Below are 12,129 nucleotides of genomic sequence, written 5' to 3'. Positions count from 1 at the left end.
CCTCCTATTTAAACTTGACTATGTAGTTAAGGCAGATAGCTGAGTCCGAGTAGACAATTACCTCATCTGCTCTAAGCCCTGTATTTACTGCTGCTGCGTGCACACAGTCATAACCATTTGCTCTCACCTGATATTCTGTATATTTTCCGCTGCTTTTTACCATCCATGGATTTCCATAAGCTACTGCATAAAGTCCCATGAATCCGGTATCACTGTTTCCATGTGCCCATGTAGTACCTCTGAAGGATGTGTAATTAAAAGACTTATCTGCTGATGGTGCAAAATAATGGCCATCACCAAACATCCTTCCGTTTGCAGCGGGTTTCATCAGAAGTGAGTTCTGTATTATTGATGCCCAATTTGCATTAACAGAGCCATGCCAAAACTTCCTGATTGCTTTGATATGGTGTTTCTTGCAATACTCACGCATCTTCTTTTCCTGAGAATGTGGCTTTACTCTATAGATTTTGTCTACTTTCGCCTGAAGCCTTGGGGATAAATAGCTCATGACTTCTTTCTTCTGTTCGTCAGTTGCCTCAAACACGTCTATATCAAACTGCTTGAACGAATCGAGCGTGTCCTTTGCAGACTTAACGTTTGGAGAACCGACTACAGCTTCCATGGCAAGGAGAAGTGCCTCTTCTCTGCTAATAATCCTTTCCATCTCATCTTTCTCAAGGCCTGCTCTTTTATTCTTGTCCTTCTGCCAGGAAAAATCCTTTGGAAGAAGCTCAGACATATGAGCTGCGTGGCCCATTGCTCTATTTCCGATATTTCTAGGAGACAAAGCAATAAGTTTTTGAAGATGGTTTGTAAATCCCCTGTATGTGGTCATCGCACAGAGCTTATTGAATTCCTTTCGGGCTTCTTTGACCTGGGCAACCGTGATGTTCTCAGAATCCTGTAAAGACTCTTTTACAACATGATGTGCATAAGCCATAAGCTCTCTGTATAATGCTCCGTTAGGGGAAGTGTCTTTCTTCTTAGATACAATACCTTTTATAACCTTACTTCCAAGCTGAAACTTGGTATGATCCTCATATCCCTTGGATAGTTTCTCATAGTACCTGATCCAGTAAAGATATGGTTCATAAGGTGTCTGCAAGTGTTTGGGCTTGCAAGTATCTGTATCTATGCTTCCGTACTCTGCATCTACAGCTACTGTCTTTCCGGCACTGTCCTGAGGTAGTAGATGGTAAAACTTGTAATTATTGCCTTCAAGGTTTACGCACTTTAGGTATGCCTCAGGGTACTGTGATGGTTTAAGCTGCAAGTAGTTACAGTCACAAGTAACATACATTGATGGAAGCTTTATTCCTTTCTTTACAAAGCTTCCTCTTTTCTGAATATCAAGCACTGCGTACTGGCCTCCACTTGTAACAGTGATTCTGTTAGGTACTGCTATATTAAGCAGATACTCACCGACCTGTTTCCAGAGTGATGACTCTGTGCCGTCGTGCTCGATCTCCTGTGATATTCCTTCATTGTCTATGTCTATGATTGCCTTCATTTTTCCTCCTAAATAAATATCCCTGCGGGATAAACCCGCAGAGATTATCGATTAGTTTTTGAGCTCTATGATGTAACAGATGGTGCAAGCATCGTCGTTATAGACGATACACTCATCGTTACGAAGCTGTGTTCCGGCATGTGCAAATACGCTGTCATACCCCATGCTTCTAACCTTTGTCTCAGTGAGACTTGAGTTAGCTGCCGAGATATCCATCTGCTTACCCATGGCAACTTTAAAGACTGTAAGAAGAACGGTCTTATTTGAATAGGTTGCGCTGCCTGTTCTTGCTGCCCAAAAGCCTGAGTCGGTATAACCAACACTCTTTTTAGCTTTAGGTGCGAAGTAAAGGCCTGAACCAAACATAGCTCCAGCTCTTGTTACTTTTTGAGTAGGTCTGATCATGAGTCCCTGCTTGAAAATGTTCCAGTAATTAGCATTTCTGCTTCCGTGGTAGTAAAATTTGATGCCGCGCTTACCGATTTTGTACTTCTTACAGTAAGCATCGAACCTCTTGCGAGTGGCTTCATTTTCTACATGCCAGCAATTAAGGAACCGTCCTGCTGTCTCAGGATCAAGATGTGACCTGACTTCATCTTTTTCTTTCTGATCGCATTGTCTGATTGAAAGCCCGTTTGCCTCAAGGATTGTCATCCCCTGAGTATTACCGGCCTTAACAGACTTGATGTCGGGATGAGTCTTTCCAACCTTACCTGCCATCGTATCAAGGAGTGCCTGCTCTCTTGTGATGATCTCTGAGAACTCTGATGAGCTCTTAGCGGTCATCTCATTCACATCTTTCATCTGCCTTGGGATTATAAGGAACAGCTCATTTAAGTATCTGTTAAACTGAGGGAGACTACTTACCGTAGTCATAGCATTCAGAATACTCTGAGCCTTATCGATTGCATCCTGATTTACCTCATCAGCGCTTACCGTGTAATTCTTTTTGATTACCTGGTCCGCCCAAGCGAGCATCTTGTCAACGAGAATTCTTATCTCATTGTCATCAATGTCTCTGTACTTAGACTGCGCTGTAAGGATAGTCTTTGCAGATGTGTGAAGATCAGTCTGATCTGTATAGCCTTTTCTGATTTTCTCCTGATATTTATCGTAGAAAAACTTCTGGTCATACTCTCTCGACTGGGCATTAGCTCCTACTCTTCCCCATTCAGCACGGAATTTTCCGTTAGGAAGTGGGATCATGCGATAAAACTTGTTGTGGTTGTCACATGGATCAACCATTATAAGGTACTTTTCCTCTACCATTTCTTATTACCTCCAATATGAAATTATTTTTAAAGTGATTTATGTAATCGCCCTGAATGGGCGGAATTTAAAGAAAATCTATGATTAACGTAAAAAAGAGCCACGGCTATGAAGCCATGACTCTTATTGTTTTACGATTATTCTTTTGACGTTACTGTTATTATACTATAAGTGTAGTTTAATGGCAATAAGCATTTTAGCGCAGTACCATGTGTCCAAGAATAGCTTCTTCCTGCATCTGAGATGTGATGCCGATATATCTCTGAGTAGTTGCTACGGAGCTGTGCTGTAAGAGCTGCTGCACAAGGATTATGTTGTAGTTGTTATTGGTATATATATCCGTAGCATAGAATTTTCTGAAGCTGTGGGTTCCAATATTCTCAAAGCCAAGATAGTCTACAACCTTAAACAGATATTTCTGTACTGCCCTTTCTGTGATCGGGAATAACTTCTCGTTTCCCGGGATGCTATTTTCTACTGCATACAGTTTTATATATTGGTATATGGGAAGTGGAACAGTAAATGTTCTTTTCTTTCCGGTCTTCTTTTCTATTATATTTAATCTGTATCTGTCGCCATCCATTATTATGTCATTTAATTTCAGATTCAAAATATCTTCTATCCTGAGTCCAAGGTTGGCCTCAAGGACAAGAGCGGTAGCGATCCTGTCATTTTTTCTAAAGTAAGGACCACCCGATCTCATGACATCTATAATTTCCTCATATTGTTCATTTGTGAGTGCAACTGTTGTCTTGTTCAAAAACTAAACCCCCAAAATAAGTTCGTATTTTCGATGGCTGTGGTTCGTATATTTAAGCCAAAAAATACGCTTTTTTCACACCCATGATTTTATCACGATTATCGGGTACGTAAAATAGTTCTTTTACGTACCTTTCAATTTAAGAAATAAAAACAATAAAAAAGCTGCCTCCGATTTCTCGGAAAGCAGCTCTCTTAGACTGATTGTTACATCTTCATGTTGTTGAATAAGAGTGTTACGATGTTTGGTGCGATAAGCACAAGGCCAAGTGTAACGGCAGCGATGATAAGAATGTTTCTGAAGAAGTTCTTTCCTTCAGAGAAATTCTTTGCATACCATACTGCGATATACACTCCAAGTATTGCAAGGCCTCCGCTTACAAGGAAACCAACAACACCTGCACAAAAATCAACCAAATCATTAAATAGACTATTCATAATATAATCCTCCATGGCTGCCCCGTCGGGCAGCGTATTTTTTGCTACCCATAAGGGCCTCCCGTCGGAGTACTATATATCTATTCATTCCTCTACTATCGCAAAGGAATGGCGTAAGCCTCTGTCATCTAATGCCTTAGAGAAGAGGTCTTTACCAAGTTCTGAAGAACGGAAGGAATAATAATATCCTTCCGCAGAAGCTTCCTCCTTTGACCTAAAAGTCCTTTCTACGTATATATCTCCGCGTTCTGTATGAAGCTGTCTTGGCTTTTGATCGGGATTGTTCTTGTAAAACTCATCCTTATCAAAATAGCAGATGATAAGCTCAGGCTCATCTTTGGCACCAAAGAGCTTATATAAAATATCTTTTACGATACGCCAGTCACCTCCTGCAAGGCCACATCCCATAAGTCCGGGAACACCTACCTTAAGTCCGCTTGCTTTCGCATAGTTACGGATCTTGGCTACCGCGTGCATCAAAGCATCGTAGTCGGTGTCTTTTCCTTTTCCTGTAGGGATATTCTCACCGAAACAGTTAGCGATTATTCTGCCATCAGGAGCTTCAAGGAGCTGTGTTTTACCAAGAAGGTCAGCTCCCTGCTGTTTACAGATATTAACGTACTTGTTATATTCCTCTGAAGTCAAAAGAGATTTCTTGATCTGTAAAGCGATTCCCGCACCCATAACTCCGGCGCAGTTCGTCTGATGAGCTATGATATCTACAGGCTGCTTTAACAGATCTCCATATACTTCTTTTACCATTTTGGGTTCCTCTTTTCTTATATTGTAGGGTTACTCATCTACTTCCTGAATATCGCAGTCAGGATCAACCTCCCAATCGCCTTTAAATTCGTCAGAGATAAACTCTCCTCCATCTGTTGAATCAGCAATCGCGTAAGCTTCTTCTGCGGTCTCTGCTTCTACATCCAGGTAAGCATAAGATGTCATTTTTGCCCATACTCTAAATTTCTTCATTATATTGTACCTCGTAGCACTCCCCCACCGCAGGAGTACTTATGAACTACTCCCGGCTAGTGGCGGGTAAAGTTACTTTAGTTTTCGATAATCATTTCAGCATCATTTTTGCAAATTGTCTCGAAAAGTAGTCTGATATACTTCTCTTCAAGGCCAAACGGCTCAAGCATTTCTTTGAAGCTCTCGTATGTATAAAGGCCTCTTTCTGAGCAGCCTTCGCACTCATTTTCTTCGTAGAGCCGTTTCCTAAGTCGTCCAAAGAAATGAGGGTCATTCTTATATGCAAGTACAAGCTGTTCTCCCTCTTCTACTGTTAATCCTCCAGACCAAAGGCTTATATCGCCTCCCTTATGTCTGGACAGTGTAAAACAATCAGTAGGAGTGCTTACTATAACATGCCTCTGAGTGAATTTGTCTAACCGACCCATCTTGATGATTGCTATCTTATAATTCATGCAACCACCTCTTTCTGAGCCTTGATGTAGCGTTCTGCTTCTTTCTCAGCATCATTTTCTGATGCATAAGGGCCAAAGCTCGTAAGCTCAACCTCGTGAGTCTGCTCAAAGATGCACTCGGCAATGATCTGAGCATAATCGTTAGGATATTGCGTCTTAATATCATCAAGGCTCTGATAATATCCTTCTACATATGCTTCCTGCTCATCTTCTGAGTAATCAGAAATGTCAACACTGCCTGCTACAACATCAAACTCTTCAGGGTTAAGCTGACTCCTAACCTCTACGAGATCAAATTCATGGTTAGAAACCTTCTTACACCACTGAAGGTCATCTGTCTTAAAGTAGCCGTTCATTTCGTCTTCAAGCTCGATGTTGTATTTGAGTCTATGCGTAATAGCTGATACTACATTGCTATCAAATAGCTCAATAGCCTGCGCTTCCTTCTTAAAAGTCTTCCGGCCACATCTTACAAGACTTTCCCTGAGATAAGGTGTTGCTACTGCAAGACCAAAGGGTTCTGCGACCATCTCTACGTCGCCAAGCATGTACTTATATACCGGGCGAATGTCCCAGAAATAGCACAAGCCTCCTACGGAGTCGTAATTGAGAGACGCAAGGATATAATTTGGGTCGCCCTTTATCCCTTCTCTTTCTTTTGATGTCTCCATACCTTTGATATGGAAATATACTTTTTTGATATTTGTTATCATTGTTTTCCTCACTTTCTCCAGCCCTGTCCTATCTGCTGTCCGTCCTTATCAAAGATGCGGAATGGACATTCCCACTCTGTAGCGATTTTTATTGCTTTTGCAATGCTTTCACATTCCATGGGAGTGAAGATATAACCATTAAGAGGGCTGTTCATAATCAGCGTGCATGGTTTAGCTTTCATAACGCTTTACCTTCCTTATATTTGATATCTATTTAAACGCCACTTCTGGCGGAATTTAGGGGAATCTATCTGAAACGTCAAAAAAGAGCCACGGCAGATGTGCCATGACTCTTGAATGTTTTTACTTATTACGTTTGACGTTGGTTTTATTATACTATAAGTGTATTGAAAACACAACAGTTTTAAGCAACAACAGCCTTTCTCTTGGCCCACAAGCAAAGGAACCTTCCTTCCAGCTCTTCAAATGTAAACATGTCGTCTGCAAATGAGAAATGAAGAATCATTCCATAGTACTGTTTCATCTGAGTAAGGTTGGCGTAATATCCATCTGCTCCGGTGCTAAATTTGTCGGAACCAAACTTGGTCTCACAGACAAAGCTTGCAGTCTCACAGTTGAGGCCGTATCTTTTCTTTACAGCCTTGGGGTAATACTGACCATGCTCATAGGCTTCAAGAATAGCTTCGTTCTTGGCCTGAAAAACATCTACCTTGTATTCATCGTACTCAAACCCGTTCTTGAAATACTCATCGGGTTCACATACAACATGTACTTTGCGAATGCGCAGCAGTCCGAGTGGAGCTGCGCTGATATTGCCAAAGAATTCAAGGTCTGTACCGGACTGATCAAAATCTTCATCATAAAGCCTTAACTTAGTAGTCCCCTGAACTGGATATGTAACTTCTTTAAGAACTGTTATCTTGTCGCTCATGCTGCCGCCTCCCCTGTCTTGAATGATTTGACGCAGTAATCGTAGTTATCTGAGAGATAATCTTCGATCAAGACGTTCTCAAGGTTTGAAAGAGGAATTTCAACCTCTTTTGGAAGATTCTCATTTACGGCATCATACTCAGCCTCATCATCGAAGTCATTCGCATCAACATCCCAGTCAATGTCTGTAACCTTGATCTTGATGTCAGAAATTCTGATTGCCTCATCTATAGCCATCCATTCAGCATCGTGACAATCATCAAGAGTGTCGTTGATATTATCCGCGATAATGGCTACTGCGTCATCTGATAAGTCTATGTTGTAGTTATCCCTGAGCTGACTTCTGATATCATTATGGCTCCAGATCTTGCCTCCGATACAGCTATCCTGTCTGTGAATTGCTCTGAAAACTTCTGAGATGTTTCCGGCAGAGAGCTCATTATGATCAAGAAGCTCTACAATATGCTTTGTAACTTCATTCTCATCGGGTACAGGTGGATTCATGAAATCATCCTTTGCAGGAACGGGTATCTCTGAACCGATACCTTTATCCGTTCTTACCTGAGATACATTCCACTCCATTACATCTTTATTTGAATCCCAATTAGATCCGGAAATTGTAATTGAAGCAAAATGCCAATCGTCGCTACAAATTATCTCAAGGTCTTCTCCCTGAACATGTCCATTTTCTCCTGTCTGGATGCGAAGCTCTTCATCAAACTGACGCTTAAGCTCTGCCCTTGCCTCCTCCTCTGTAGCAAACATCCATACCGGCATGTCGCTGTCAAAAGAATAATAGGTTGAAAGGACAAATGCGCCAAGCTTAGGCTGTGTTTCCTTCTTTGTCCAGCACTCACAGCTGATCTTGAAACCGTTCCTGCCATCAATTTCTCTGTCGTTGACAGATGAATGTGTATAGCCAAGTGTCTCAAGAACTACCGCATCACTGTCAGTTACTGATGATACAAGGATTGTGTTGCTGTCAATATTTTTCTCAAATCTCATTTTAAAACCTCCTAGTACCCCTGCCATAAGCAGGAGCACATTTTTTATCAACGTTTCCTGCCTAATGCAGAAGTTACTATTTAGTTTTAGTACAACTCAATATCATCGAAATTGAGCTGATTTTCATCAAGGTATTGTTTGATTGGATTGTCATCGCCAAGCCGTTCGAAATCGACCTGAATCCAGGCCTGAGGGATGTAGCCTGCCTCATAATTGCCAGAATCTACGCCCTTGAGAAAAGCCTCCTTGATGTCTGTGACATCACAATTTTCTGTACTTCCACAAAGAAAGTTACAGAGCCTTTCCATCTGCTCTTCTGTTACCTCGATTTCCTTTGTTACCCTTGCGTGTAACTTTAATGTATTCGCCATTTTTTCTCCAATCTCTGCCCACAAGGGGCAGTATAAATTGCCCCCTATATGGGTGTTGATTATTTTTAAGCAGTCCTAGCACACACCGGACAAATCAATGTGCGATGCAACTGAAATCGGTGTTGCCGTCAGATCAAAGTGACAGTCCTTAAAGCATACATACGCATAAAGTTTTCCGTCATTATGCATAACGATTTCGTCTGCTTCCTCAGTTCCCGAATCCCAATCATCAGGATCGCCATCAGCTATGATGTTCTGAATCTCTGAAATGAGCTGTTTCTTGAGCTGATAAGTTGTGCCGTGCACAACCTTTACCTCTACATCGTCCATATCTGAACCTGAGATTCCAACAATCCAGTCAACAGGAACAAAATCCCATGCATGGTGTATGAAAACCTTATTCTCATTGGAAAACGTATCAGTATCAGCTACAACCCAGCCATCCTTAGAGAAATTATCTCTAATCCAGCTGTCAGCAGCACTATCAAAAGGAAAATCCTTTTCGTAGATAGCACCGCCTGGTCCGATAACAGATGTCCATGACTCTTCACCTGCATGATAGGTCTCATCTGCAAGCTGTCTTGCTCTCTTGACATCAATGCCTGTATAGACAATGATGTGGCCTTTGTCGTTGTACTGAGAAACGAAAGTCTCAGTAATCGGATTATAGAGATCGCCGCTTTCAAGGTATGCTGTCATTGCTTCTGGAAGACAAAATTCAAGCTCTCGAGAATTCGGATCTTTATAGACCAAACGAATACCGAATGACTCACACCTGAATGCTTTAGGGCTGAAGCCATACACTTTAGAAAGGTACTCTTTCACATCTACTACTGTAGATGGAATGGCTACTGCATCAGTGAGCTTATTGGATGGCTTCTTCCCTTCAGGGATATCCCACTCAATCTCATCAACCCAAACCTGACCAAAGAGCTTTTCAAGGAGCTTTGTTACCTTGTTATCATGCTCTTTCTTGGCGGGGCTGGTAATGCCGCTCTTAGATTGATAAAATCTAAGATTTTCCATCCAATCCTCAAATGCTTCATCACCATGCCATGCAAGGTAATAGCCTACAACCTCTTCCGGTGTAGCATCCTCATCAAAGGTATCATTAGCCCATGCCTCAGGATCGTTTAGGCCGTCATTCTTAGCCTGTTCAAGAAGCTTGTCATACTTCTCATCATAGAGTTTCTGATAGTGTTCTTTGTCTTTGGCCCTCTTCTCTTCAAGCTGTATGAAATCATAAAGGTCAGTAGTTGAATCAGCCGTGTACTCATCAAGCCATTCCTGAAGAAGTCCCTCGTCAGAGACAGTCTTATCATCACCCCTGAAGTCAGGTAGGATGCGCTCCTTGAAATACTTCATAAGCATATCCTTCTTGATGATAAGTGTTCCAAGATTGTCGTCTCCATGGAAATTAGGATCAATAGTATCACGGAAAACAGTGATGGCAATCTCGTCATCCTCTCCCGCGTCTTCAGCGTTTCCCTGATCCATGGCCTTGATGTACTTTTCAAGCTCAAAATCGCAGTATACCTTAAAGAAGCAGCAGTCTCTGTGCTGGCCTTCATCGGCTGCATCTTCTTCGAAGTTGTATTCAACATTCTCCGTATCTACAGTGATATAGTTGTCAAAAAGCACCTCGGGATCGCCGCAGCCAAAGAGGTCAACATACTCTTCAAGAATGCCATCCTCAGACATTTCATCCATTAAGGTATCGCGGTAGTATTCATTCGAAGCGAAGACGCTTTTGGCTTCCTCTTTTATGTCGAAGTTGTTTTTAAGCAACTCAACCGCATTTATGATCAGTGTCACAAAAAAATATTTCTTCATTTTTTATTTCTCCTTTGCAAAGTATGAAATTGGTTTTATTGGTAATCTATGTAAACGCCGGAAACGGCGGAATTTAAAGAAAATCTATTAGAAAACGTCAAAAAAGCCGCTTACACGAATGTAAACGGCTTAGATGATTTTTACTATATGTACTTTGACGTTATGAATATTATACTATAGGCGTATTTGCAAGTCAACTGCCAATAACCGAGGCTGACTTATATGTTTCCAGGTAGTTCTTGATCTCATCAATATAAATGCGATCCTCGGAATCGTCTGAATACCACACGCTGTATTCATAGAGTTCTGCTCCGTCCTTAACACTTATCACAACATCGTTGCAGCCATCTCCTTCGTAAGATGGCATCTCATCTGTAGCAACGACATCTCCGTCGATAACAGACTCAAACTCAAAATCATAATAATCAGGACAGCCTTCCTCTCGCATATAGCCTTCATCGTAATTTTTGATCTCTACGGTGTGGCCAAGTTCCTTTGCAAGCATCAGAGCCTCAACAAGCAGCTTCTCACCATCTTTTAATGATACGTATTTCATATGAATGATCCTCCTTATGCCGCATCAGTCTTTTTCTTCGCTGCAACCATCATCTTGTCTATGGTTCTTGAAGCAATATATCTTTTCTTTGCCTCTGAAAAGAATATTAGCGCTCCAATGGAGAGTATCAACAATCCAACCAGTGTCACGACAACCGGAACGATTACCACTGTGACGCTTCCAAGAAGCCACAGAAGAATAACGATTGCAAGCTGAGTAGCATGTATGAGATTTTCGATTTTCCTCATTATATAGTCCTTGCCCGCAAACGGGCATTTCCTGTTGGGATTTCTCCACAGGGCAGCCCATAGGCAGGTATTAGTGACTATTTAGTTTTCTTCTGAGCCGAATTCCGACTTAAGCTTTGCAATAAATACCTTTTCTGTATGATCGAGGTAATTATTTTCATAGTCGTCAGTTTCGAAGAATTCTTCCTCATATTCCAAAGCCCATGTAGTAAAGAGCTGAAGCTTCTCCATGTAATCTACTGAGTCGAGCTTATCAGGACTTAAATACTGAGAATATACCATCTCACCATATACATCCATGATCCTCATGGCTGTTTCCATGAGGGCTCTTTCTCTGGTCTTAGGAGTGGCCCGGTCAAAGGCATTTTTAGGAGTCATCATCGTATAGACAATTATACCTTTTCCATCGATAACCTCGACCGTCTGCGTTGTTGCCTCAAATGTGGCATCTGCAAGAGCTTGTGCTTTTCTTAAGTCCTCTACATGAAGTTCAGATTCCACATTCCTTGGGTTCTTTAACCGATATGCTCTAACTGTATACATTTTAATCCAATCTCAGCCCCAATGGGCTGATGCAGTTGGCAATTAAGCACTGCGCAGCCCGTGGGCGTTGACTTGTTGCTATTCAGTTATCAGTCTTGTACATTTTCAGCCTTGTACTTGTAGTTGCCCTGTTCAAGAGCTTCCAGCATGGCATTCTCATAAAAGAACTCATAGTCCGTTGCAAGACTGCCATCTGCTCTTGCGATGATGAACTCATTGCCATCTGAGTAATAGGCACATCCATCTGTATCTACAAGCTGAAGTGGTAAGATGCTCTCGCCAAAGTACTTAAGCGGAATCCATCTTGAGTGTTCTGAACCATCCTCCGATGTGTACGTTGTCTGAAGATTGCCATTTTCAACAAACTCATCGACGAAGTTCTGAATATAAGGGATTACATGACTGTATTCAAGCGACTTATCGTTATTGATATAAGCCTTTATAATAGACAGGGCAGCTTCCTCGGCATCGAAATGATGCCCCTGAAAGTTTTCACCAAAGTCTGTTATAAGTTCATTTCCCTTATATATTTCAGGTTCTTCAATCGTTATAGGTTCTGGCTG

17 protein-coding genes are annotated in these 12,129 nt (G+C 41.6%); all 17 read right to left on the bottom strand.

Going from position 1 to position 12,129, the window contains the following annotated elements; genetic code table 11:
• Window positions 1–4: 4 nt before the first annotated feature.
• Window positions 5–1,510 carry a hypothetical protein gene (locus tag J6I68_RS11415; RefSeq protein ID WP_292220451.1) on the bottom strand — a complete coding sequence of 502 codons (1,506 nt, stop codon included), beginning with the start codon at window positions 1,508–1,510 and terminating at the stop codon, window positions 5–7.
• Between the two features lie 51 nt (window positions 1,511–1,561).
• Window positions 1,562–2,779 (bottom strand): WGR domain-containing protein, encoded by a 1,218-nt coding sequence (locus tag J6I68_RS11410; protein ID WP_292220450.1) that lies wholly within the window; start codon window positions 2,777–2,779, stop codon window positions 1,562–1,564.
• Between the two features lie 196 nt (window positions 2,780–2,975).
• Window positions 2,976–3,539: a tyrosine-type recombinase/integrase gene (locus J6I68_RS11405; protein WP_292220448.1), complete on the bottom strand. Its 564-nt coding sequence runs from the start codon at window positions 3,537–3,539 to the stop codon at window positions 2,976–2,978.
• A 206-nt stretch (window positions 3,540–3,745) separates the two neighbouring features.
• Window positions 3,746–3,976 carry a hypothetical protein gene (locus J6I68_RS11400; RefSeq protein WP_292220447.1) on the bottom strand — a complete coding sequence of 77 codons (231 nt, stop codon included), beginning with the start codon at window positions 3,974–3,976 and terminating at the stop codon, window positions 3,746–3,748.
• An 84-nt stretch (window positions 3,977–4,060) separates the two neighbouring features.
• Window positions 4,061–4,738, bottom strand: coding sequence for a macro domain-containing protein (locus tag J6I68_RS11395; RefSeq protein ID WP_292220446.1), 678 nt, complete (start codon window positions 4,736–4,738; stop codon window positions 4,061–4,063).
• A gap of 30 nt (window positions 4,739–4,768) precedes the next feature.
• A complete protein-coding gene (locus J6I68_RS11390) occupies window positions 4,769–4,951 on the bottom strand; it encodes a hypothetical protein (RefSeq protein ID WP_292220444.1) in 183 nt (60 codons plus the stop codon).
• A gap of 77 nt (window positions 4,952–5,028) precedes the next feature.
• Window positions 5,029–5,406, bottom strand: coding sequence for a hypothetical protein (locus tag J6I68_RS11385; RefSeq protein ID WP_292220443.1), 378 nt, complete (start codon window positions 5,404–5,406; stop codon window positions 5,029–5,031).
• Window positions 5,403–6,119 carry a hypothetical protein gene (locus J6I68_RS11380; protein WP_292220441.1) on the bottom strand — a complete coding sequence of 239 codons (717 nt, stop codon included), beginning with the start codon at window positions 6,117–6,119 and terminating at the stop codon, window positions 5,403–5,405. The genes J6I68_RS11385 and J6I68_RS11380 overlap by 4 nt, the downstream gene beginning before the upstream one ends.
• Before the next feature lie 8 nt (window positions 6,120–6,127).
• Window positions 6,128–6,301 carry a hypothetical protein gene (locus J6I68_RS11375; protein ID WP_292220440.1) on the bottom strand — a complete coding sequence of 58 codons (174 nt, stop codon included), beginning with the start codon at window positions 6,299–6,301 and terminating at the stop codon, window positions 6,128–6,130.
• Window positions 6,302–6,483: 182 nt separating this feature from the next.
• Entirely contained in the window at window positions 6,484–7,011 is a 528-nt protein-coding gene (locus J6I68_RS11370) for a hypothetical protein (RefSeq protein WP_292220438.1), read from the bottom strand.
• Complete coding sequence (locus J6I68_RS11365) at window positions 7,008–8,015, bottom strand: hypothetical protein (RefSeq protein WP_292220436.1); 1,008 nt, start codon at window positions 8,013–8,015, stop codon at window positions 7,008–7,010. The genes J6I68_RS11370 and J6I68_RS11365 overlap by 4 nt, the downstream gene beginning before the upstream one ends.
• Before the next feature lie 86 nt (window positions 8,016–8,101).
• Window positions 8,102–8,386 carry a hypothetical protein gene (locus J6I68_RS11360; protein WP_292220434.1) on the bottom strand — a complete coding sequence of 95 codons (285 nt, stop codon included), beginning with the start codon at window positions 8,384–8,386 and terminating at the stop codon, window positions 8,102–8,104.
• Window positions 8,387–8,461: 75 nt separating this feature from the next.
• On the bottom strand, window positions 8,462–10,219 hold the full coding sequence (locus tag J6I68_RS11355; protein ID WP_292220432.1) for a hypothetical protein: 1,758 nt from the start codon (window positions 10,217–10,219) through the stop codon (window positions 8,462–8,464).
• Window positions 10,220–10,412: 193 nt separating this feature from the next.
• On the bottom strand, window positions 10,413–10,775 hold the full coding sequence (locus J6I68_RS11350; RefSeq protein WP_292220430.1) for a hypothetical protein: 363 nt from the start codon (window positions 10,773–10,775) through the stop codon (window positions 10,413–10,415).
• Between the two features lie 14 nt (window positions 10,776–10,789).
• Window positions 10,790–11,023 (bottom strand): hypothetical protein, encoded by a 234-nt coding sequence (locus J6I68_RS11345; RefSeq protein ID WP_292220429.1) that lies wholly within the window; start codon window positions 11,021–11,023, stop codon window positions 10,790–10,792.
• A gap of 81 nt (window positions 11,024–11,104) precedes the next feature.
• A complete protein-coding gene (locus J6I68_RS11340; protein WP_292220427.1) occupies window positions 11,105–11,566 on the bottom strand; it encodes a hypothetical protein in 462 nt (153 codons plus the stop codon).
• A gap of 89 nt (window positions 11,567–11,655) precedes the next feature.
• Window positions 11,656–12,129, bottom strand: a 474-nt coding sequence (locus J6I68_RS11335; RefSeq protein ID WP_292220425.1) for a hypothetical protein, incomplete at its 5' end; no start/stop codon positions are given.

It is taken from the genome of Butyrivibrio sp. (genome assembly GCF_017940685.1).
Lineage (GTDB): Bacteria > Bacillota > Clostridia > Lachnospirales > Lachnospiraceae > Butyrivibrio.
Note: the sequence above shows the minus strand (reverse complement) of the source record. Positions and strands in the feature narration are given on the sequence as shown.

What these genes read in the sequence shown, in the direction of transcription:
- J6I68_RS11365 (WP_292220436.1), bottom strand. Translation starts at nt 8,015, where the DNA reads ATGAGATTTGAGAAAAATATTGACAGCAACACAATCCTTGTATCATCA.
- J6I68_RS11390 (WP_292220444.1), bottom strand. Translation starts at nt 4,951, where the DNA reads ATGAAGAAATTTAGAGTATGGGCAAAAATGACATCTTATGCTTACCTG.
- J6I68_RS11350 (WP_292220430.1), bottom strand. Translation starts at nt 10,775, where the DNA reads ATGAAATACGTATCATTAAAAGATGGTGAGAAGCTGCTTGTTGAGGCT.
- J6I68_RS11340 (WP_292220427.1), bottom strand. Translation starts at nt 11,566, where the DNA reads ATGTATACAGTTAGAGCATATCGGTTAAAGAACCCAAGGAATGTGGAA.
- J6I68_RS11380 (WP_292220441.1), bottom strand. Translation starts at nt 6,119, where the DNA reads ATGATAACAAATATCAAAAAAGTATATTTCCATATCAAAGGTATGGAG.
- J6I68_RS11370 (WP_292220438.1), bottom strand. Translation starts at nt 7,011, where the DNA reads ATGAGCGACAAGATAACAGTTCTTAAAGAAGTTACATATCCAGTTCAG.
- J6I68_RS11355 (WP_292220432.1), bottom strand. Translation starts at nt 10,219, where the DNA reads ATGAAGAAATATTTTTTTGTGACACTGATCATAAATGCGGTTGAGTTG.
- J6I68_RS11375 (WP_292220440.1), bottom strand. Translation starts at nt 6,301, where the DNA reads ATGAAAGCTAAACCATGCACGCTGATTATGAACAGCCCTCTTAATGGT.
- J6I68_RS11395 (WP_292220446.1), bottom strand. Translation starts at nt 4,738, where the DNA reads ATGGTAAAAGAAGTATATGGAGATCTGTTAAAGCAGCCTGTAGATATC.
- J6I68_RS11360 (WP_292220434.1), bottom strand. Translation starts at nt 8,386, where the DNA reads ATGGCGAATACATTAAAGTTACACGCAAGGGTAACAAAGGAAATCGAG.
- J6I68_RS11345 (WP_292220429.1), bottom strand. Translation starts at nt 11,023, where the DNA reads ATGAGGAAAATCGAAAATCTCATACATGCTACTCAGCTTGCAATCGTT.
- J6I68_RS11410 (WP_292220450.1), bottom strand. Translation starts at nt 2,779, where the DNA reads ATGGTAGAGGAAAAGTACCTTATAATGGTTGATCCATGTGACAACCAC.
- J6I68_RS11400 (WP_292220447.1), bottom strand. Translation starts at nt 3,976, where the DNA reads ATGAATAGTCTATTTAATGATTTGGTTGATTTTTGTGCAGGTGTTGTT.
- J6I68_RS11415 (WP_292220451.1), bottom strand. Translation starts at nt 1,510, where the DNA reads ATGAAGGCAATCATAGACATAGACAATGAAGGAATATCACAGGAGATC.
- J6I68_RS11385 (WP_292220443.1), bottom strand. Translation starts at nt 5,406, where the DNA reads ATGAATTATAAGATAGCAATCATCAAGATGGGTCGGTTAGACAAATTC.